This window comes from Kitasatospora sp. NPDC058162 (genome assembly GCF_042884005.1).
Classification (GTDB): domain Bacteria; phylum Actinomycetota; class Actinomycetes; order Streptomycetales; family Streptomycetaceae; genus Kitasatospora.
Genome location: NZ_JBHVUS010000001.1, coordinates 697,760 through 718,152, shown reverse-complemented (window position 1 = coordinate 718,152; position 20,393 = coordinate 697,760). Strand labels below are relative to the sequence as shown.

Sequence of the window (20,393 nt, the reverse complement as noted above, 5' to 3'; positions counted from 1 at the left end):
GGGCGTGTCGGCCGGGCAGAATCGCGGGCATGGACGAAGGCGGCGAGTCGGCCTGCTGGCTGGACCGGGTGTGCCCGGAGTGCGGGCGGTTGCGTGAACGCCCCGGCCCGGGGCCGTGCGAGAACTGCGGCGCGGGCGGGGACGGCGGCGCGGGCGGGGAGGCGGACCAGTCAGACCAGGGGCCGGGCCGGGGCGACGACTGAGCGTCGCCGCCACCGGCCCGGCCGGGCAGTACCGGGGCCGCGCTACTGCGGCGGCTGGTCGCGGAACTGGTCCTTCAGCTTGTCCTGGGCGGTGTCGACCTGGCTGCTGTACTTGCCCTCGGTGCGCTCGTCGAAGGCGTCGCCCGCCTTGTCGACGCCCTTCGTGGCCTGGTCCTCGTGGCCCTTCAGCAGGCCCTTGAGCTTATCCAGCATGGACATGTGTTCACCCTCCTGGATGAGACGCCCCCACCCCTCCAGGATCACCGCCCGCGGCGTCCTCCGCACGTCGCGGTGGCGCGGCGCCCTTGGCAAGGCGGTTCCGGTCATGTCAAATCGTGAACTCACCGACCGTCGGAAGGAGTCGTCTTGAAGCCCCGCCCCCAACGCCGGACCTCCCCGCTCGCCGCCCTCACCGTCGTCGCCCTGGTCACCCCGTTAGTGCTGGTCGGCACCGGTGCCGGAAGTGCCAACGCCGACCCGGACCCGGCCCGCCGGGGCGCCAGGCTGGCCGAGCGGCTGGTCGAGGCCAGCAGCGCCGAGGACGCCCAGGACACCCTGGCCGCGCTGCAACGGTTCGCCGACCGCAACGCCGGTACCAGGGCGGCCGGTTCGAAGGGCCACGACGAATCCGCCCGCTACGTCTACGAGCAGGCGCGGCGGGCCGGGCTCAAGGTGTCCCGGCAGGAGTTCGAGTACACCTTCTTCGAGGCCCGCGCCCAGCGCCTGGACGTGCTGTCGCCCCAGGCGGAGTCGGTGCCGGTGCTCGCCATGACGTACTCGGTGAGCGGCCCGGAGGCTGGCCTGACCGCCGAGTTGGGCGTCGCCCCGGCAACCGCCACCACCGGCTGCACCCCCGCCGACTACCCGGCGGGCTCCGTCACCGGCCGGATCGCGCTGATCCGGCGCGGCGGGTGCAGCTTCGCCGAGAAGCAGGCGGCCGCGGCCACCGCCGGCGCCCTCGGGGCGCTGATCTACAACAACACCGACGGCGAGCTGAACGGGACCCTCGGCGAGCCCACCGCGGGCAAGGTCCCGACCGGTGGGATCAGCCGGGCGGCCGGCGAGGCGCTGGCCGCCAAGGCCGCCGCCGGGCCGGTCCGGGTGAGCCTGGACCTCCGCACCTTCATGGAGCCCCGCAAGACCTGGAACGTCATCGCCGAGACCCGCGGCGGGGATCCGGCGAACACCGTGATGATCGGCGCCCACCTGGACTCCGTCCCGGCCGGGCCCGGCATCAACGACAACGGCTCCGGCACGGCCGGCATCCTGGAGGTCGCGAAGCACCTCGGCACCCGCCCGGTGAAGAACAAGGTCCGGTTCGCCTGGTGGTCCGCCGAGGAGTTCGGCCTCAAGGGCTCGGAGGCGTACGTGAAGTCGCTCTCCGAAGCGGACCGGAAGAAGATCCGGCTCTACCTCAACTTCGACATGATCGCATCCCCCAACTACGCGCAGTTCGTCTACAACGGCTCCGGCAGCGCGGGCGGCGGCGCCGGCCCGGAGGGCTCGGCCCAGATCGAGCGCTTCCTCACCGACTACCTGGACGGCCGCGAGCTGCCGCACGACCCGTCCGCCTTCAACGGCCGCTCCGACTACGGCCCGTTCATCGACGCGGGCATCCCGGCCGGCGGCACCGACACCGGCGCCGAGGTGATCAAGTCCCCCGAGCAGCAGGCCCGTTACGGCGGCGCGGCGGGCACCGCCTTCGACGCCTGCTACCACAAGGCCTGTGACGACCTGGACAACATCGACATGGCGGCCTTCGACGTCAACATCGACGTGATCGCCCACGCCGTCGGCACCTACGCCTGGGACCTCTCCTCGCTGCAGCGGCCCGCACCCGCTCGGCGTCCGGCCGCTCCGACCGCGGCCGGAACGGGTATGAACACCCCGGGCGGCGCCTCCGGTGCCGGAGCCGACGCCCACGAAGTGACCGCCTGACGCCCGGGTGGGCCCGCTGCCGTCCTCGGGCGGCGGGCCCACCCGCCCGCCGTGCGCGCGCCGTCCATCCGGCACCTCCGCTCCGCCATCACCCCTGGTGGGTCTAGGTACGGGCCACCGTAGCGGGCACCACTGACAATCCGGTCCGGACCGGGTACGGTGCCGCGCGGAGCGCATCCGCCGAGACCCGGTGGGTGCGTCGAGCCCGGTCCTGACACCATGGGACCGAGATCACGAGATCACGACACCGTGACACCCTCGGAGGAGTCAGCAACATGAGCACGCACTACGACGTCGTCGTCCTCGGCGCGGGCCCCGGCGGCTACACCGCCGCCGTCCGCTCGGCCCAGCTGGGCCTGAAGGTCGCCGTCATCGAGGCCAAGTACTGGGGCGGCGTCTGCCTCAACGTCGGCTGCATCCCCTCCAAGGCCCTGCTGCGCAACGCCGAGCTCGCCCACATCTTCACCAAGGAGGCCAAGACCTTCGGCATCAAGGTCGAGGGCCAGGTGACCTTCGACTTCAGCGAGGCGTTCAAGCGCAGCCGCTCGGTGGCCGACGGCCGGGTCAAGGGCGTCCACTACCTGATGAAGAAGAACGGCATCACCGAGTACGACGGCTGGGGCACCTTCGTCGACGACCACACCCTCCAGGTCGCGCTCAGCGGCGGCGGCTTCGACGTGGTCACCTTCGACCACTGCGTCATCGCCGCCGGTGCCACCACCCGCCTGCTGCCCGGTACCAGCCTGAGCGAGCGCGTGGTGACCTACGAGGAGCAGATCCTCACCGAGCAGCTGCCGGAGAGCATCATCATCGCGGGCGCCGGCGCGATCGGCGTCGAGTTCGCCTACGTGCTGCACAACTACGGCGTGAAGGTCACCATCGTCGAGTTCCTGGACCGCGTGGTGCCGCTGGAGGACGTCGAGGTCTCCACCGAACTCGCCAAGCAGTACCGCAAGCTGGGCATCGAGGTGCTCACCTCGACCCGGGTCGAGTCGATCGACGACAGCGACCCGAACGCCAAGGTGCGGGTGACCGTCACCAAGGACGGTGCGCAGCAGGTGCTGGAGGCCGACAAGGTGCTCCAGGCGATCGGCTTCGCGCCGCGGGTCAACGGCTACGGCCTGGAGAACACCGGCGTCAAGCTCACCGACCGCAACGCCATCGCGGTGGACGGCCGCGGCCGTACCAGCGTCGACCACATCTTCGCGATCGGCGACGTCACCGCCAAGCTGATGCTCGCGCACGCCGCCGAGACGATGGCCGTGATCGCCGCCGAGACCATCGGCGGGGCGGAGACCATGGAGGTCGACTTCGCCATGATCCCGCGCGCCACCTACTGCCAGCCGCAGATCGCCTCCTTCGGCTACACCGAGGCCCAGGCCCGCGACCTCGGCTACGACGTGAAGGTCGCCAAGTTCCCGTTCACCGCGAACGGCAAGGCGCACGGCCTCGGCCACCCGATCGGCTTCGTCAAGGTGATCTGCGACAACACCCACGGCGAGCTGCTCGGCGCCCACCTGATCGGCCCCGAGGTCACCGAGCTGCTGCCCGAGCTGACGCTGGCCCAGCAGTGGGACCTCACCGTCCACGAGGTCGCCCGCAACGTGCACGCCCACCCGACCCTGGGCGAGGCGGTCAAGGAGGCCATCCACGGCCTCGCCGGTCACATGATCAACATGTGACGGACCGGACGTCAGGACGCTGCGACCCCGCCCGGCGGGGCCGCAGCGTCTTCTTTGTGCCAAGGGCCCGTCCTCAGGCCCGCTAGTGCTCATCGCTTCCGTTCGCGCAGCGCCCGATGGGTCAGCACGGCTCCGGTCGCGGACAGTACGGCCAGGACGACCCCGGTGACGTGCAGGGCCCCCGTGAAGCCCGCCGCCAGGGCACTCCGGTGGGCCGGATCCACCTGCCCCTGGACGGCCCGCGCGGCGAGCCTCGCCGCCTCGCCGTCGGGGAGGCCGGGCAGCCGTGCGGCGGTCAGGGTGCTGAGCAGTGCCGCCGCCCCCGAGACCGCCACCGACTCCCCGGTGATCCGCATCGTGTTGAAGATGCCCGCCGCGGCCCCGGCGCGCTCGACCGGCACGGTGCTCACCGCCGCGTTGTCGATCACGCCGAAGGCCAGCCCCACCCCGGCCCCGAAGGGCAGCAGCGGTACCGCCAGCGCCGCCCACGAGGCGTCGCCGCGCACCGTGAGCAGCAGCACGGCGCCCAGCACGATCAGCCCCGACGCTGCGGTCAGCACCGTGCGGACCGAGAGGACGGCGGCCAGCCGGCCCGCCGCGAGCGGCAGCAGCAGGACGGGTGCGGTCATCGGCAGCAGGAGCAGACCGCTGGTCAGCACGCTCCGGCCGCCCACCCCCTGGAGGTAGGCCGGCAGGTACACCAGCAGCACGACGAACCCGAGGGTCACCGTGAAGGGCTGGCAGACCACCGCGAGGAACTCGGCCCGCCGGAACAGCCGGACGTCGAACATCGCCCGCTCCGCCCGGCGCAGCTCCACCACCGCGAAGGCGACCACCAGCAGCAGCGCGCCGCCCAGCGGCAGGAGCGTGCCCGGTGCGGTCCAGCCGGCACCCGTGGCCTGGACCAGCGCGAACGACAGCGCGGCCAGTCCGGCGGTGAAGCAGGCCGGCCCGGCCAGGTCGATCGCGGTGCGATCCGGGCGGCGGGACTCCGGCGCCCGGACCGCGCACAGGTACGCGGGCAGGGACATCGCCGCGACCAGCAGGAACACCGCCCGCCAGCCGCCCGCCTGCACCAGCGCCCCGGCCGCGGGCGGTCCGACGGCCAGGCCGGTGCCGAAGGAGGTGCCCAGCACCCCGAAGGCCAGCTGCCGACGCCGTCCGGACGTCGAGTCGGCCAGCACCGCCGCGCCCGCCGCGAGGACGGCCGCGGCGCCGCAGCCCTGCACCGCGCGAGCCGCGTCCACCACCGCCATCGAGGGCGCGAGCGCGATCAACAGGGACAGCGCCCCGACCAGCGCGATCCCGGCCAGCAGCACGCGGCGTCGGCCGACCCGGTCGGCGAGGCCGCCCGCCGCCAACGGCAGGGCGGCGAAGGTGATGTTGAAGGCGTTCAGCATCCACTGGGCCGAGCCGGTCGAGGCGCCGAGCCGCGCGGCCATGTCGGGGAGCGCCACCGCGGCGCCGGTCACCGAGAACGGCAGCATCATGCTCGCGCAGCCGACCGCGGCGACCGTCGGCCAGTAGCGGTCCGGGTCGGCGCCCGGGACGGCTCGGAGTGGGGCGGAGGTGGGTGGAGAAGCGGAAGTGGGTGGAGAAGTAGTCACCCGCCGATCGTTCGCGGCTGCCGACGGCGGATGAAGGACGTGCCGTTCCCTGGGACCGACAGGGCCACCCTCCGGCCCCCGCCTCCGGGTACCGCGCCGCCATACTGGATCGCATGGCCGATCCGAACCCGCTCGCCGGCAGCCTCGGCGCGTACCTGCGCACCCGCCGGGCCCTGCTCACCCCCGAGGAGGCCGGGCTGCCGTCGACCGCGCGCCGCCGGGTGCCGGGCCTGCGGCGCGAGGAGGTCGCGGAACTGGTCGGCCTCAGCACCGACTACTACGTGCGGCTGGAACAGGGCCGCGCGGAGCGGCCGTCCGAGGAGGTGCTCGACGCGCTCGGCCGGGCGCTGCGGCTCGGCCCCGCCGAGCGCGCCCACCTGCGTGACCTCGCCCGCCGGCCGCGCCGGGCTGCGGCGGGACGGCAGGAGGTGCTGCGCCCGACCCTGCGGCGGGTGGTGGAGGCGATGCCGGCCACCCCCGCCGTGGTGATGAACGATCGCAACGACGTACTGGCCTGGAACCGGCTGGCGGCCGCGCTGATTGCGGACTTCCCGCAACTCCCGCCGCGGGAGCGGAACATGGCCCGCCGGATCTTCCTCGACCCGAACGCGCGGGCCGTGCACCTCGACTGGGACGATGCCGCCCGCGCCACCGTCGGCATCCTGCGGATGGCCGCCGGGCGCCGGCCGCACGATCCCGAGCTCATCCGCCTGATCGGCGAACTGTCCCTCGGCAGTGCGGAGTTCCGCACCCTCTGGGCCGGGCACCACGTGCACGAGAAGGGCCACGGCCCCAAACGCTTCCACCACCCCGCCGTCGGGGAGGTCGCCCTCGACTACGAGACCTTCCGCGTCCCCGGCGCGGCGCACCACCTGCTGGTGGTGTACTCGGCCGCGCCCGGGAGCCCGGCCGAGGAGGCGCTGTGCCTCCTCGGCGCGCTCACGGCCGAACCGGCTCCGCGCTGAACCGGCTCCGCGCTGGAACCGCTCCGCCCGGTCGCTGCCCCCGGGCGGATCAGGGCAGCAGCAGGATGCGGCCCAGCTGGGAGCGGTCCGCCATGATCCGGTGGGCGGAGGCGGCCTCGGCGAGCGGGAGGCGGGCGTGGACGGCGGTCCGCAGCCGGCCGGCCGCGAAGTGCCCGACGGCCTCGTCGACGTCCCGGCGGGCGAGGTCGGGGCGGGCCGCGCGCCAGGCGTTCAGGGAGTAGCCGACCACGGTGCGCAGCCCGAACAGCTTGGTCACCGGCACGCTGCCGGGCTCGCCGTCGGCGGCGCCGTACAGCACGACCCGGCCGAGCGGGGCGGTCAACTCCAGGCTGCGCTGCAGGACTTCGCCGCCGACCGAGTCAAGTACGACGTCCACGCCGCGGGGCGCTGCGGCCCGCACCTGCTCGGTCCAGTCGGGCGCGCTGTAGTCGACGGCGACGTCCGCCCCGAGCGCCTCGAGGAAGCCGAGCTTCGCGGCCGAGCCGGCGGTGGCGATCACGGTGCCCGCGCCGAGCAGCTTCGCCAGCTGGACGGTCAGGTGGCCGATCCCGCCCGCGGCCGCATGCACCAGGACGGTCTCGCCCGGGGCGAGTCGGCCGGCCCGCAGCACCCCCAGGGCCACCGGCGCGGCGAGCGGCAGCATGCTGGCGTCGCCGGGGTCGAGGCCGTCGGGCACGGCGGCGAGCCAGGCGGCGTCGGCGAGCGAGTACTCGGCGAAGGCGTCCAGGACCAGTGCGGCGACCCGCCGCCCGAGCAGGCCCTCGTCCACCTCGGGGCCGACGGCCTCGACCGTCCCGACGACGTCGCCGGTCAGCACGCCCGGCAGCGGGCGGTGGAACACCGATCCGGCCGGCGCCCCGCGCCGGAACCGGGTGTCCACGAAGTTCGCCCCGATCGCCTCGGCGCGCAGCAGGACCTGCCCCGGCCCCGGCGTCGGGATCTCGGCCTCCTCCGGCGTCAGGACCTCGGGGCCGCCGTACTCGTAGTACCGGATGCGTCGCATGGTGCCCTCCCTCGACGGGCCGGCCCGGAAGTGAACTGGACCGGCGGTCAACTTCTCCTCGGGACCGTACTGGACCGCCGGTCCAGTTGTCCACGGGTTACCGTACGGGCACGCGTACGACACCGACGGGGCACGCGTACGAGACCGACTGAGAAGGCGGAGCCCATGGCGGAAGTCCGACGCGAACGCGCCGACGCGGCCCGGAACCGGCGCGCGATCCTGCGCGCCACCGAGGAACTCCTGGCCGGCCACCGGCCCGAGCAGATCTCCATGGAGCAGGTCGCCGCCGCCGCCGGGGTCGGCAAGGGGACGGTCTTCCACCGCTTCGGCAACCGGATGGGGCTGATGCTCGCGCTGATGCAGGAGCGGGCGCTCGACCTCGACGAAGCCGTCCGCACCGGACCGCCGCCGCTCGGCCCCGGCGCCCCGCCCCGGGAGCGGCTGCTCGCCTTCCTGGACGCCGTGGTCGCCGTGGTCGCCCGCAACAAGAGCCTGCTGGCCGCGCTCGGCCACGCCGTCACCACCACCCCCCAGCCGCCCGACCAGGCGCCGCGCGGCGCGCACCCGGTCTACCGGGCCTGGCACGCCCACCTCGGTGGGCTGATCGCCGAACAGCGCCCCGACCTGGACGCCGAACTGCTCGCCCACGTCCTGCTCGGCGCGCTGCACAGCGACCCGGTGCTGCGGCTGCTGGAGCAGGGCGAGGGGCAGCGCCTCGCCGACGCGCTGCGAGCGCTCGCCATCCCGCTGCTCGACGGGCCAGCCGGTTCAGCTGACTGAGCCGACTGAGCCGATTGAACCGACTGAGCCGGCTCGGCCGGACGGGCGCGGGCCGAGGGGCGCCGGGGCGCCCGGCGCCCTAGCGTGGGCGCGACACCGGAGGAGCGGAGGGGTCGTTGCGGATGCGTGCCGCGAAGGCGAACCGGCCGTGGCAGTCGCGGCAGTCCTGGCAGTCATGGCAGCCGTCGGCGCCGTCGGCCCCGGACGCCCAGCTGCCGGTGCTGGTCCGGTACGGTCACCGGTCCTGGCTGATCCCCACCGCCCTGCTGGTGGCGGTGGTGCTCGTGGACGCCCTCACTCCCCGGTCCTTCGAGTCGCTCAGCTGGCTGGCCCTGGTCCCCGTCGTCGCGGCGGGGCTGTGCGGCCCGGCGGTCACCGTGGCGTTCGCCGGGCTCGCGATCGCCGCCTACCCCGGGCTGAACGGCCTCTGGGGCAAGGCCCACGGGATCGAGGACTTCCTGCTGGTGATCGCCGGCTGCGTCCTCGCGCTGCCGCTCAGCGTCTTCCGCGCCCGGGCCGCCGCCTACGTCCACCACCTCCAGGGCGCCGCCGAGACCACCCGGCAGGTGGTGCTGCGCCCGCTGCCACCGGGCTGGGGCGGGGTGGACTCGGCGGCCCGCTACCTGGCCGCCGACGTCGAGGCCAGGGTCGGCGGCGACTTCTACGACGTGGTGGCCACCCCGTACGGCGCCCGGGTCATCCTCGGCGACGTCCAGGGGAAGGGACTGCCGGCCGTCTCCATCGCCGCCGCCCTGGTCGGCTGCTTCCGGGAGGCGGCCTTCCGCGAGGCGGACCTGGCGACCGTCGCCTCCCGGCTGGAGGAGCGGGTGCACCGGCAGAACCTGCTCTCCTCCCGACTGGGCGAGGACGAGGAGCGGTTCGCCACCGCGGTCGTGGTCTGGTTCCCCGAGGACGGGTCGGAGCGGATCCAGCTGGTCAACTTCGGCCACGACTGCCCGCACGTCCTGGGCCCGGGCGGGGTCCGGCAGCTGCCGCCGGGCGACGGCGCCCCGCTGGGTCTCGCCCCGCTGGCCGGCCGGCTCCCGGAGGTGCAGCGGCTCCGGCTGGGCGCGGACGAGACCGTCCTGATCGTCACGGACGGGGTGACCGAGGCCCGGGACCGCCAGGGCGCCTTCTTCGACCTGCGCGCCCACCTGGAGAGCCTGGCCGGCCTGCCCGGCGCCGGGGAGCCCGAGCGACTGGTGGGGGCGGTGGTGGCCGCCGTGTTCCGGCACACCGGCGGGCGCCTGACGGACGACACCGCGCTGCTCGCGGTCCGCAACGGCAGCGGCGCGGCCGCCGGCTGATCCGGGGGCCGCGCCGGGCGGTGGCGGGGGTGGGGCCGGCTCAGGCCCGCGGCTGGGGAACGGCGAAGGAGGGGCGCGGGATCCGGCTGATCACCGAGCCGATCAGGGTGCCGATCGACACCCCGAACACCGCCGACACGGCGGCCAGCACCGACTGGGCGCCGTTGCCCACCTCGATCTGGGCGGTGTTCAGCAGGCCGAAGGAGCCCGGCACCACGATCCAGAACGCCGGGAGGTAGAGCACCTGCCAGAGCGGGCCGCCCGGCAGCCAGTGCACCACCGTGGCCGCGACCGCGGCGCTGACGGCGCCCGCCAGACCGCCGATCGCCGCGCCGTGGACCGAGCCCACCACCACCTGGACGGTGACGCTGACCGCGATCACCGCGACGATCCACGGGATGGCCGGCGGAGGGGTGTTCACATTGACCACGACGCCCGCCACGGCGATCGCCAGGCCCAGCCCGATCACCCACCAACTCGGCTTGGCCACCTGGATGTTGGCCAGCGCACTGGCCGGTACGCCGATCGCCGTGGTGGCCGCCGCCACCCCGGCCAGGAACAGCGCCAGCTGCACCGCGCCGGACACCAGCCGGGCCGTCCCGGCGCTGGCCGCGCCCGCCGCGATCTCCGACAGCCCGGTGACCAGCAGCCCGCCCGGCAGCAGGATCGCCAGGGTGGCCACGATGGTGCGCAGCGGCCCGTCCAGCAGGCCCGCCCGGGTCAGCGACAGGACGAGCAGCGCCACCAGGAACCCGGCGGTGACGGGCAGCAGCGGGCGCAGCCGGGGCAGCCGGCGCGCCAGCATGGTCAGGCCCGCCACGATCACCGAACCGGCCCCGGCGGCCAGCACGTTCGCCGTCACCGGCTGGAGGAACAGGCACACGCCCACGCCGACCGGCAGCGCCCCCAGGTCCGCGACCCAGGCGGGCCAGCGGGCCGGCGCCCGGCGGATGCCGTCCAGCTCGGCCAGGGCCCCGGGGCCGTCCAGCTCGCCGGAGCGCAGCCGGTGCACCAGGTGCAGGACGTCCGCGGTCTGCTCGAACCGCAGCGCGGCGCCGACCGGCTGGAACCTGGTCGCGTCGGCCGCGTCGAGAGAGACGAACAGCCCGTTGGTGAGCGCGGCGACCCGCACCTCGGGAGCCCCCAGTGCCCGCCCGAGCCCGCGGAGTTCCTCCTCGACGTCATGGACGGGCAGGCCCCCGCCCAGCAGGGCGTCGCCCAGTTCGAGCAGCAGGCGGCGGAGCGGATCGGCGGGGGCCTCGTTGCCCCGGACCGGCGGAGACTTGCTAGACATGGCAGGTATCGTCCCATCCCGCCCGGATGGGTCCGAATCTGCCCCGGTCTGATTGTTTCGTGCTGCTGCTGTCGAGCCGCCCCGGGTCGTACCGCTGCGAGACAACCCGGGACGGGGTACGGGGTGCCGGGTCAGTTCACGTAGACCGCCGGTGCGCCGGACTGGCTGGTGTCGGTGACCGGGCCGTAGCTCGCCGAGAAGTAGCCGTCGCCGGGGCAGAGGCCGGAGCCGCCGCTCTTGGCGAAGTGCTCGTTGGTGAAGGTCAGGCTCTGGCCGCCGTTGTCGGCGGTGCCGGTGAAGGCGCCGCTGAGCTGGTAGGTGCAGGTGATGGTGCCGAACCAGCTGTTCAGGACGGCGGTGGCCTGGATCTGGCCGGCGCTGCCGCCGGTCAGGGTGACCGGCAGGCCGGTGCCGTCGTCGATCGAGAGGTTGTACGGGAGGGTGTCGACCGTGAGGCTCTGGACCGAGGTGACGCCGGTGACGTTGGCGGTGCAGGAGTCGAAGGTGAGGCCGGTCATGGACGCGGTCGCGGTGCCGGGGGCGGCCGGGTTGGTCAGCACGGTGGCGGAGAGCTGGGAGGTGGCGCAGGTGACGCCGGTGGTGCTGGTCGCGGTGGAGTAGAAGGTGGCGGAGCCGTTGCCCACGAGCGGCGCGGCGAGGGTGTCGCCCGCGGTGACGGCGGCGCCGCCCGTGCTGCCGGTGGTGAGTACGGGGCCGGCGCCGTCGGCCGGGGCGGCGGAGGCGGGGGCCGCTACGGCCAGGGCGAGTGCGGTGAGCGCGGCGAGGGCCAGTGGGGCGGTGCGGTGGGGGAGTGCGCGCATGGGAAAGCCTCTTCCTCGGTGAGGGGCGAGAAGGCGAACTTTCGCTGCTCCCTCCCGGGAGGCTCCCGGGAAACGGGGGAGCGGGGACGGGGAGCTGATTCCGTTGTAGGGCCGTGTCGGTGGGCCGTCAAGGAGCGGCGGCGAACTTGCTGACTTTTCGTCAACAACGCTCCGGCGGTGCGCGCCGGCCGGATGACAGCGGCCGGAGAGCGATCTGTCAGTGCCCTGACAGTGCGGAACGGAAGACTCCGTGACGCCCACTCAGCCGATCGATCGAGGGAGCCGCCCGTGCCCCGACCCCGCATCACCACCGCCCTCCGCACCACCGCCCTTCGCACCGCGACCCTCCGCACCGCCGCGGCCACGGCCGCCGGTCTGCTGCTGGCCGCCCTCACCCCGGCCGCCGCCTCGGCCGCCGCGCCCACCCCGCCGGTCCCCGCCCTGACCTGGACGAAGCCCTGCACACCCGGCTTCCAGTGCGACACCGCCCAGGTGCCGCTGGACTACCGCGCCCCGCACGGCCGTTCCATCGACCTGGCGCTCATCCGCCGCCCCGCCGACGACCCGGCGCACCGGATCGGCACCCTGTTCTACAACCCGGGCGGCCCGGCGATCCCCGGCACCGCGGCGCTGCCCGCCGCGACCCCGCTGTTCCCCGAGGACGTGCGCCAGCGCTTCGACATCGTCAGCTTCGACCCGCGCGGCGTCGGCGCCTCCACCACCCTCCAGTGCTTCCCCGACCCGGCCGGCGAACAGGCCCTGCTCGGCGGACTCCCGGCCGGCTACCCGGTCGGCGCGGAGCAGCAGTCGCGCTGGGCCGCCACCTACGCGCAACTGGGCCGCCAGTGCGCCGGGAACGACCGCACCGGCCTGCTCGCCCACCTCTCCACCGCGGACGTCGCCCGCGACCTCGACCTGCTGCGCCAGGCCGTCGGCGACCGGCGGCTCAGCTACCTGGGCACCTCGTACGGGACGTACCTGGGCGCGACCTACGCCAACCTCTTCCCCGGCCGGGTGCGCGCCATGGTCCTGGACACCGCCGCCGACCCGGTCGCCTGGTCCACCGGCCGCACCCCGCGGGACCGCGCGCTGCCGCCGTTCCTGCGCACCGGCAGCGACCTCGGCTCGGCCCGCACCCTGGACGACTTCCTCGATCGCTGCGGCGCCGCCGCCCCGACGGACTGCGCCTTCTCCGCGGGCAGCCCGGAGGCGACCCGGGCCAAGTACGCCGGGCTGATGGACCGGCTGGCGCGCGGGCCGGTCACCGTCGGTACCGGGGTGCAGGCCGTCACCTACGACGAGGCGAGCGCCGTCTCCGCCGTCGCCCTGCTGCTGTACTCGGCCCAGCCGCTGCCCGCCCTCGGGAGCCCCGGCTGGGCCGCCCTGGGCGCGCAGTTGCAGAGCCTGTGGACCGCCGCCGACACCCCGGCGGCACCACTGCCGACCGGCGCGCAGCCGGGCCAGACGCAGGTCCTCGGCGTGCTGTGCGCCGACACCGTCAACCCGCCCGCCGACGCGGACTACCCGGCGCTCGCCGACCTCGCCCGGGAGCGCTCCGGCGCCCTCGGCCCCTACTGGGTCTGGCAGACCCAGCGCTGCGCCGCCTGGCCGGCCGAGGCCGCCCGGGACCGCTACACCGGGCCCTGGGACCGCTACACCGCCGCGCCCGTCCTGGTCGTCGCCAACACCGGCGACCCGGCCTGGCCGTACGAGGGCTCCCGCGCACTGGCCGACACCCTGGCCCGGGGCCGGCTGCTGACCGTCGACGGCCCGGGCCACAGCGTGCTCGGCAACCCGAGCGGCTGCGCCGCGGGCTACGAGGAGCGCTACCTGGTGGACGGCGCGCTGCCGCCGCGCGGCCAGGTCTGCGCGCCGGACCGGCCGCCGTTCCAGTAGCAGCCCCACCGCCGGCCGGGGCCGCCCGGTTCAGGGCCCCCGGCCGTCGCCGTCGCCCTCTCCCTCGCCGCTGTCGTCGTCCGACGCCTCACCGCCCCGGGCGTGGTGCCGCCGCAGGAACCAGACCAGCAGGGCGACGGCGACGAGCCCGCCGATCGCGATGGCGGTGACCCGGCCGACGGTGCCCTCCACCCTGGTGTAGGCGGCTCCGGCGAAGTAGCCCAGGAGGGTGAAGCCGATGCCCCAGGCGAGCCCGCCGAGGGCGTTGTAGAGCAGGAACCGGCGGTACGGCATCCGGGACATCCCGGCCAGCGAGGGCACCAGCGGGCGGAAGAAGGCGATGAAGCGGCCGACGAAGACGGCGGCCGGCCCGCGCCGGCGGATCAGCTCCTGCGCCGTGCGGACCCGCTGTGCATGGCGCCGCAGCGGGCGGGTGCGCAGGATCGCCGGGCCGAGGTGGCGGCCGATCTCGTAGCCGGCGGAGTCCCCGAGGACGGCCGCGCAGACCACCACCAGGACCATCCAACCCAGCGAGACACTGCCCTGGTGGGCGAGGAAGCCGCCGAGGACGGCGGCGGTCTCGCCGGGGATGAAGAAGCTGAAGAACAGGGCGTCCTCGGCGCAGACCATGCCGCCGACGACCGCGTACACGACCGGGCCGGACAGGCTGCGCAGCCAGTCGGTGATCGCGTGCATGCGCCGCACCCCGTCGGTGATCGGTCTGCTTTCACCCTCTTCCCGCCCCAATGTAACGCTTGTCCCCGCCCCCGCCCGGCGGGCGGTTCTCGGGGGCCGGGCATCAGCGGGCATCGGCGGGCATCGGCGGGCGGAGGCCGGAGGGCGGCCGGGGGCGGCCGGGAGGGCGGCTTCCTTAGCGGAACGTTAGATCTGCCCGGCGGTCCTTGCCGCCGTCCACCGGGCGGCGGGACGCTCTGGGGCACCCACCCGCCGCACCAGATCCCGGGAGCCGCCATGTCCCCGTCCGCCGCCGTCCCAGCCGTCCCCGCTCCCCGCCCACAGCCGCCCGGCGGGGAGCGCTCCCGGCGGCGGCTCGCCCTGATCGGCGGGTCGTTGGGCAACCTGGTGGAGTGGTACGACTGGTTCGTCTACGCCAGCTTCGCCGTCTACTTCGCCGACGACTTCTTCCCCGGCAGCGACTCCACCGCGAAGCTGATGAACACCGCCGGGATCTTCGCGGTCGGCTTCCTGATGCGCCCCGTCGGCGGCTGGCTGCTCGGCCGGGCCGCCGACCGGCACGGCCGCAAGAGCGCCCTCACCCTGACCGTCACCATGATGTCCGCGGCGGCCGTGCTGATCGCCGTCGCCCCGACCTACGCCCGGGCCGGCTACCTCGGCGCCGTCGTGCTGCTGCTCGCCCGGCTGCTCCAGGGCATGAGCATCGGCGGCGAGTACGCGGCCAGCGCCACCTACCTGACCGAGGCCTCCGCCCCGAACCGGCGCGGCCTCGGCTCCTCCTTCCAGTACGTGTCGATGACCTGCGGCCAGCTCCTCGGCCTGGGCATCCTGATCGTCCTGCAGCACACCCTCAGCAGCGCCCAACTGCACTCCTGGGGCTGGCGGTTGCCGTTCCTGCTCGGCGCCGTGCTGGCCGGCGTGGTGTTCTGGCTGCGCCGCCGGCTGCCGGAGACCGAGGCGTTCGCCGCCGCGTCCGCCGCGTCCGCCGCGTCCGCCGAGTCCGCCGCGTCCGGCGGCCGGGAGCGGGACGACGCCCGCGGCACCCTGCGCGCCCTCTGGGAGCATCGGCGTCAGGCGGTGCTGGTGATGGCCCTGACCCTCGGAGGCACCGTCGCCTACTACACGTACACCACCTACCTGACCAAGTACCTGATCGGCAGCGCCGGGCTCAGCAAGGACACCGCCACCCTGGTCAGCTTCACCGCGCTCGCCGTGTTCGCCGCCGTCCAGCCGCTGGCCGGGCTGCTCTCCGACCGGATCGGCCGCCGCCCGCTGCTGATCACCTTCGCGCTCGGCTGCACCGTCGGCACCTACCCGCTGATGACCGCGCTCGGCTCGGCCCGCGGCTACTGGTCGGCGCTCGGCCTCTCGCTGGTCGCACTGCTCATCGTCACCGGCTACACCTCGATCAACGCGGCCGTGAAGGCCGAGCTCTTCCCCACCCGGATCCGCGCCCTCGGCGTGGCGCTCCCGTACGCCCTCGCCAACGCGCTGTTCGGCGGCACCGCCGAGTACATCGCGCTCTGGTTCAAGAACAGCGGCCACGAATCCGGCTTCTTCTGGTACGTCTCCGGCTGCGCGCTGGTCTCCCTGGTCACCTACGTGCTGATGCCGGACACCCGGCACGCCGTGCTCAGCCCCGAGGAGGCCCCGGCGGCGCCCGCCGTGACGGAGACCGTACGGTAGTCACCTCACAGGTGGGGAGGGTTCCGTGCACATGCTGCTGGTCGAGGACGACGACCGGATGGCGCAGGCCCTCGCCACCGCGCTCGCCCGGCGCGGCCACACGGTGCGCCGGGTGGTCCGCGCCGCCGAGGCGCTGCGGCACGCCCGGGAGGCCGAGTTCGTCCTGCTCGACCTCGGCCTGCCCGACCTGGACGGCCTCGACCTGCTGCGCAAGCTCCGTACGGTGTGCGCCCTTCCGCTCATCGTGGTCACCGCGCGCAGCGAGGAGCGGGACGTCCTCCAGGCGCTTCGGGCCGGCGCCGACGACTACGTGGTCAAGCCGTTCCGGATGGCCGAACTCATCGCCCGGATCGACACCGTGCGCCGCCGCACCGGCGGCGCCGCCGCCACCGAACCGCCCGGCGGGCAGCGGCAGTTGCGCACCGGCGACGTCGCGATCGACCTGGCCGCCCGCACGGTGACCGTGGACGGCGCCGAAGTCCGGCTCACCCGCCGCGAGTTCGACGTGCTCGCGCTGCTCGCCGCCCAGCCCGGCGACGTCCGCTCCCGGGAGGAGATCCTCGACCGGATCTGGGGCGACGCCTTCCTCGCCTCCTCCCGCTCGCTGGACGTGCACGTGGCCGGCATCCGGGCCAAGACCGGCCGGGCCGCCCTGGTCCGCACCATCCGCGGCTACGGCTACCAGCTCGGCGCCCTGGACGGCCGGTGAGGCGCCGGCTGCTGGCCGTGCTCACCGCGCTCATCGGCACGGCCGTACTGCTGCTCGCCCTGCCGCTGGCCGACTCCTACGCCCGCGGCCGCACCGAACACCTGCTGCTCCAGCGCCGGGCCGACGGCGTCCGCTTCGCCGAACTCGCCGACCGGATCCGCACCGACGCCGACCGCCGCGAACTCGACGCCGAACTCACCCGCTACGTCCAGCTCTACGGCGCCGCCGTGACCGTGGTCGACACCGCCGGACACACCGTCGGCCGGGCCGGCCCCGCCCCCGGCGGCGCGGCCGCCCGGCAGGCCGAGGACCGGGCCCTCACCGGCCGCTCCACCGAGGCCCTGCCCACCGTGCTGCCCTGGGGGCCGGACACCGTGGTGCTGGCCGAACCGGTCGGCCAGGACGAACGGGTCGGCGGCGCAGTCCTGTTGACCGTCCCCACCGGTGCGGCCCGGCACGACGTCCTGGTCCGCTGGACGCTGATCGCCGCCGGCGCCGTCACCGCCTTCGGCGCCGCCGCACTGGTCGCGGCCGGCATCGCCCGCTGGCTGCTGCGGCCCGTCCACGAACTCGACCGCGCGGTGGCCACCATGGCCGGCGGACGCTTCGAACCGCACACCGCCGCCGACACCGGCCCGCCCGAACTGCGGCGGCTGCGACGGCACTTCGACGGCATGGCCGCGGCGGTCGGCGAATCGCTGCGCCGCCAGCGGGACTTCGTCGCCGACGCCTCGCACCAGCTGCGCAACCCGCTGGCCACCCTGGTGCTGCAACTGGAGAACACCGAACCGCACGTCGAGCCGGGCCCCGGCCGACAGGCGCACGCCCTGGCCCTGGACGAGGCGGACCGGCTGGCCGAACTGCTCGACGGCCTGCTCGCCCTGGCCCGGCTGGAGGCGGCCGCCGCGCCGGTCGAGGAGCACGACGTCTCCGCGGCGGTGGCCGAGCGGCTGGCCGCCTGGGCGCCGGTGTTCGAGGCGGGCGGCCTGGAGCTGACCGCGGACGTCACCCCGGGCCTGCGCGCCCGCACCCTGCCCGACGCGGCCGGGCGGATCCTGGACGCCCTGCTGGACAACGCCGGCAAGTTCGTCCCGCCCGGGGCCGACGTCCGGGTGACGGTCGCGGCCGCCCCCGACGGCGCCGCGACCGTCCGGGTCCGGGACACCGGCCCCGGCGTCCCGCCCGATCAACTCCCGCTGCTGCTCCGGCGCTTCGCCCGCTCACCGGAACACCAGAACGTCCCCGGCACCGGCCTCGGCCTGGCCATCGCCGACGAACTCGCCCGCGCCTGCGGCGGATCGCTGACCGTCGCGCCCTCGCTGCCGCACGGGCTGACCGTCGAGTTCCGGCTCCCCGCGCCGTAAGTCGCCCTGACCGGTTCAGCGGTACCAGGTGCGGATGGCGGCGGCGGCCGCCCGGACGTCGGCGCGCCCGTCGCGGATGCGGGCCGCGAGCTCGGCGGCGGCCCTCGGACCGGCGGTGACGGTGACGCCCGAGGCGCTGAGGTAGGCGGCGGCGACGACGGCCGCGAAGTGCTCGTTGCCGGTCTCCAGCGCCGGGACCCGGATGAGCTGGTGCATGAGCGCGGCCGCGCGCTGGTGCGGGCCCTCGTACACGGGCACGTCCATCACCTCGTCGGCGTGCCGGGCCACGGCGGCGGTGAGGGTGCCGTAGTCCGTGATGTCGGGGTCGGTCGGCAGGAAGCGGTGGGCGATGTCGAGCAGCCAGGCCCGGTCGATGTGCAGGATCACGCCGCGTCCAGGGCGGGCCCGCGCCGCGGACGGGTGTGCTGTTCGGGTGCCCCGTGGAGTCGGACCTGGTCGCCGAGCCGGACGTTCAACCGCATGCCCCGCAGCGTAGCCAGCCGTATCGCCTGCTACAAACCGGCCTCGCCGGGTTCACTCATGAGCGCTGATCTCCCCGCCGGCACCGAGCACGATGTACACACCGTTGGCATCGAGCCCGACGTCGTGCCGGTCGGACTCCAGAGTGCCCATCACCGCGTTCTCGTTGCCGATGACGTCCGCGCGGTAGTGGAGTTCACCGACCTTGGTGACCTTCGCCGTCCAGCCGCCCGCCAGCTTGAAGGTGCCCGGCCCCTGGTGCCCGCCGCCCATCCAGCCGTGCACCGTGCCGTCCATCGCGAGCACCACGAACATGTCGTTGGCGTCGACCCCGGCGTCGTGGCCGTTCGCCTCCACCGTGCCGTAGACCTGGCCGTTGTGGACGATCTTCGCGACGTAGTGCAGCTCGCCGAGCTTCTTGATCTCCACCGTGCTGCCGTCCGGCAGGGTCTGACCGGTTGCCGGGGGCGTCCCCTTGCCCGCGCCCGCCGGTGGCGTGCTGCGGTGCGCGCCGGTCGGAGTGGTCGAGGCGCCGCCGCCGTGCGCACTCGCCGTGGCCGTGGGCGTGATGGTGTCGGTCGGTGCGGCGGCTGCGGTGGTGACGCTGAGGGTGGCGGTCGGCGCGGCAGCGGTGGTCGAGCCCGAGGAGCTGCTGCACGCAGCGGCCGTCGGCACCAGCAGAGCGGCGGTCAGCACCGTGCCGGCCAGCGTGCGGACGCGGGTCGCGCGGCGGGTGGTCGAACGGGACATCTGGTCCTCCTGCGCGGAGTACGGGTGAGGGCACACTCGTTGCCCGCACCGCCCCGGACGGCGAGCGGAGCGGCGTGCACGATCGAAGTTAGCCCGCCCACGCGACGGAATGGAGCCCTCCGTGTCACCGCCTCGTCACGCCCTACCGATCGCACAGCACCCCCCGGAGTCGGGCGCCATCGAGCGGACCTCGACCCCGATGTCCCACTCACGAAGGGACTCGTAGCATCGGTAGGAGGATTACTGCTTCCTGTCGATCCGAGCAAATTCCTGAGGGGGAGAGGGACCAGCCATGACGGGCTATCCGGATTTCGGCACGACTTTGGCCCGGCTGCTGAGCCACCGTGGGGTGGACGTCGGATGGCTGTCCGCGGAGTCCGGCGTTCCGGCGCCAGAACTCCGTGAGGTGCTTGCGGGCACGGCACCGCTTCCCGCACACCTGGAGGCGCTCGCGCCCGTGCTCGGGTTCCACGCGGCCGACCTCTACGTGATCGCGGCCCTCCCGGTGCCGCGGGCCCTGACTCCTCGGGAGCCGGCCCCGGGCCCTCGGCTCGCGGACATCGTCCACTACGCGCTCGCGTTGCCGCCGGATCAGCGGGACCGGGTGCATCGCCTGGTCGACCGACTGCGCCGGGAGCCCCACGAAGGCCCGCTCCAGCCGCCACGGACGGCGGACCAGCAGGAGGCGGGATTCGGAGCCGCACTGGTCAACCTGCTGTTCGGCAATCGGAACCTGAGGTCCCTGAGCGCCTCGGCCAAGCTGCTGTTCATGCTGACCAACGGCCACCTGTGCCTGGCCGCGACCACGATCGCCGGCCTGGCCCGGGGTGACGTTCCCCTGACCCCGGACATGGTCGCCGGCTTCGCCCGCACCCTCGGCATCCCCGAGGGCGACCTGGCCGCCGTCGTGGGTGTCGAACTCCCCGAACCACGCTGGCCCGATGACCCGTTGGCCGTCGAGATGGCGGAGCTGCTGTGGAACTGCCGTCTGCTGACCTCGGCTCAGGTCGACCAGGTGTACGCGGCGACGCGCTCGATGCTCGTACCGGTCCCCGCTGGCGCCTCCGACGAGGACTGGAACAGCGTCCACTACCGGGACGGCACCTGGTGGGGAGCCCCGAAGCGGTAGGTGCCGATGGTGTGTGCCCGCTCCGAGGAGGGGCCCAGTTGTCCCGAATCAGTGTGCACCTG

The 20,393-nt window shown here is 74.5% G+C and carries 19 protein-coding genes; 11 read left to right on the top strand and 8 right to left on the bottom strand.

Going from position 1 to position 20,393, the window contains the following annotated elements; translation table 11 throughout:
- Window positions 1–29: 29 nt before the first annotated feature.
- Complete coding sequence (locus ACFVXG_RS02920; RefSeq protein WP_387923644.1) at window positions 30–203, top strand: hypothetical protein; 174 nt, start codon at window positions 30–32, stop codon at window positions 201–203.
- A 42-nt stretch (window positions 204–245) separates the two neighbouring features.
- On the opposite strand, the gene ACFVXG_RS02915 is transcribed toward ACFVXG_RS02920, so the two are convergent.
- Entirely contained in the window at window positions 246–422 is a 177-nt protein-coding gene (locus ACFVXG_RS02915) for an antitoxin (RefSeq protein WP_387923642.1), read from the bottom strand.
- A gap of 147 nt (window positions 423–569) precedes the next feature.
- On the opposite strand from ACFVXG_RS02915, the gene ACFVXG_RS02910 reads away from it, so the two are divergent.
- Both ACFVXG_RS02910 and lpdA read left to right on the top strand, forming a co-directional pair.
- Window positions 570–2,141: a M28 family peptidase gene (locus ACFVXG_RS02910; protein ID WP_387923640.1), complete on the top strand. Its 1,572-nt coding sequence runs from the start codon at window positions 570–572 to the stop codon at window positions 2,139–2,141.
- A gap of 275 nt (window positions 2,142–2,416) precedes the next feature.
- Window positions 2,417–3,823 carry a dihydrolipoyl dehydrogenase gene (gene lpdA / locus ACFVXG_RS02905; RefSeq protein ID WP_350506977.1) on the top strand — a complete coding sequence of 469 codons (1,407 nt, stop codon included), beginning with the start codon at window positions 2,417–2,419 and terminating at the stop codon, window positions 3,821–3,823.
- Between the two features lie 89 nt (window positions 3,824–3,912).
- Here the strand turns inward: lpdA and ACFVXG_RS02900 are convergent, their stop codons facing one another.
- The gene (locus ACFVXG_RS02900; protein WP_387923637.1) at window positions 3,913–5,430 is read right to left on the bottom strand and encodes an MFS transporter; all 1,518 of its coding nucleotides are present in this window, start codon (window positions 5,428–5,430) and stop codon (window positions 3,913–3,915) included.
- 113 nt (window positions 5,431–5,543) lie between these two features.
- Here ACFVXG_RS02900 and ACFVXG_RS02895 point away from each other — a divergent pair, with 113 nt between their 5' ends.
- Window positions 5,544–6,395 (top strand): helix-turn-helix transcriptional regulator, encoded by an 852-nt coding sequence (locus ACFVXG_RS02895; protein ID WP_387923635.1) that lies wholly within the window; start codon window positions 5,544–5,546, stop codon window positions 6,393–6,395.
- Window positions 6,396–6,444: 49 nt separating this feature from the next.
- On the opposite strand, the gene ACFVXG_RS02890 is transcribed toward ACFVXG_RS02895, so the two are convergent.
- A complete protein-coding gene (locus ACFVXG_RS02890; protein WP_387923633.1) occupies window positions 6,445–7,419 on the bottom strand; it encodes a zinc-binding alcohol dehydrogenase family protein in 975 nt (324 codons plus the stop codon).
- A 165-nt stretch (window positions 7,420–7,584) separates the two neighbouring features.
- Here ACFVXG_RS02890 and ACFVXG_RS02885 point away from each other — a divergent pair, with 165 nt between their 5' ends.
- A complete protein-coding gene (locus ACFVXG_RS02885; protein ID WP_387923631.1) occupies window positions 7,585–8,199 on the top strand; it encodes a TetR/AcrR family transcriptional regulator in 615 nt (204 codons plus the stop codon).
- Window positions 8,200–8,321: 122 nt separating this feature from the next.
- Window positions 8,322–9,506, top strand: a complete 1,185-nt coding sequence (locus tag ACFVXG_RS02880; RefSeq protein WP_387923630.1) for a PP2C family protein-serine/threonine phosphatase — start codon at window positions 8,322–8,324, stop codon at window positions 9,504–9,506.
- A gap of 40 nt (window positions 9,507–9,546) precedes the next feature.
- Here ACFVXG_RS02880 and ACFVXG_RS02875 read toward each other — a convergent pair whose 3' ends face one another.
- The gene (locus ACFVXG_RS02875; protein ID WP_387923628.1) at window positions 9,547–10,800 is read right to left on the bottom strand and encodes a threonine/serine exporter family protein; all 1,254 of its coding nucleotides are present in this window, start codon (window positions 10,798–10,800) and stop codon (window positions 9,547–9,549) included.
- 131 nt (window positions 10,801–10,931) lie between these two features.
- Window positions 10,932–11,621, bottom strand: coding sequence for a Tat pathway signal sequence domain protein (locus ACFVXG_RS02870; RefSeq protein ID WP_387923626.1), 690 nt, complete (start codon window positions 11,619–11,621; stop codon window positions 10,932–10,934).
- A gap of 288 nt (window positions 11,622–11,909) precedes the next feature.
- Here ACFVXG_RS02870 and ACFVXG_RS02865 point away from each other — a divergent pair, with 288 nt between their 5' ends.
- Complete coding sequence (locus tag ACFVXG_RS02865; protein ID WP_387923624.1) at window positions 11,910–13,517, top strand: alpha/beta hydrolase; 1,608 nt, start codon at window positions 11,910–11,912, stop codon at window positions 13,515–13,517.
- Window positions 13,518–13,547: 30 nt separating this feature from the next.
- Here ACFVXG_RS02865 and ACFVXG_RS02860 read toward each other — a convergent pair whose 3' ends face one another.
- Window positions 13,548–14,213 (bottom strand): DedA family protein, encoded by a 666-nt coding sequence (locus tag ACFVXG_RS02860; RefSeq protein ID WP_387923622.1) that lies wholly within the window; start codon window positions 14,211–14,213, stop codon window positions 13,548–13,550.
- Window positions 14,214–14,489: 276 nt separating this feature from the next.
- On the opposite strand from ACFVXG_RS02860, the gene ACFVXG_RS02855 reads away from it, so the two are divergent.
- Genes ACFVXG_RS02855 through ACFVXG_RS02845 form a run of 3 tightly spaced genes read left to right on the top strand, consistent with a single transcriptional unit; the run spans window position 14,490 to window position 17,972 of the window.
- Complete coding sequence (locus ACFVXG_RS02855) at window positions 14,490–15,899, top strand: MFS transporter (RefSeq protein WP_387923620.1); 1,410 nt, start codon at window positions 14,490–14,492, stop codon at window positions 15,897–15,899.
- Window positions 15,900–15,924: 25 nt separating this feature from the next.
- The gene (locus ACFVXG_RS02850) at window positions 15,925–16,608 is read left to right on the top strand and encodes a response regulator transcription factor (RefSeq protein ID WP_387923618.1); all 684 of its coding nucleotides are present in this window, start codon (window positions 15,925–15,927) and stop codon (window positions 16,606–16,608) included.
- The gene (locus ACFVXG_RS02845) at window positions 16,605–17,972 is read left to right on the top strand and encodes a sensor histidine kinase (RefSeq protein ID WP_387923617.1); all 1,368 of its coding nucleotides are present in this window, start codon (window positions 16,605–16,607) and stop codon (window positions 17,970–17,972) included. The genes ACFVXG_RS02850 and ACFVXG_RS02845 overlap by 4 nt, the downstream gene beginning before the upstream one ends.
- A gap of 15 nt (window positions 17,973–17,987) precedes the next feature.
- Here ACFVXG_RS02845 and ACFVXG_RS02840 read toward each other — a convergent pair whose 3' ends face one another.
- Both ACFVXG_RS02840 and ACFVXG_RS02835 read right to left on the bottom strand, forming a co-directional pair.
- Window positions 17,988–18,359, bottom strand: coding sequence for a fic family toxin-antitoxin system, toxin component (locus ACFVXG_RS02840; RefSeq protein WP_387923615.1), 372 nt, complete (start codon window positions 18,357–18,359; stop codon window positions 17,988–17,990).
- 147 nt (window positions 18,360–18,506) lie between these two features.
- Window positions 18,507–19,202, bottom strand: a complete 696-nt coding sequence (locus ACFVXG_RS02835; protein WP_387923613.1) for a hypothetical protein — start codon at window positions 19,200–19,202, stop codon at window positions 18,507–18,509.
- Window positions 19,203–19,659: 457 nt separating this feature from the next.
- Between ACFVXG_RS02835 and ACFVXG_RS02830 the strand changes: the two genes are divergently transcribed.
- A complete protein-coding gene (locus ACFVXG_RS02830; RefSeq protein ID WP_387923611.1) occupies window positions 19,660–20,331 on the top strand; it encodes a hypothetical protein in 672 nt (223 codons plus the stop codon).
- The last annotated feature ends 62 nt before the right edge of the window (window positions 20,332–20,393 follow it).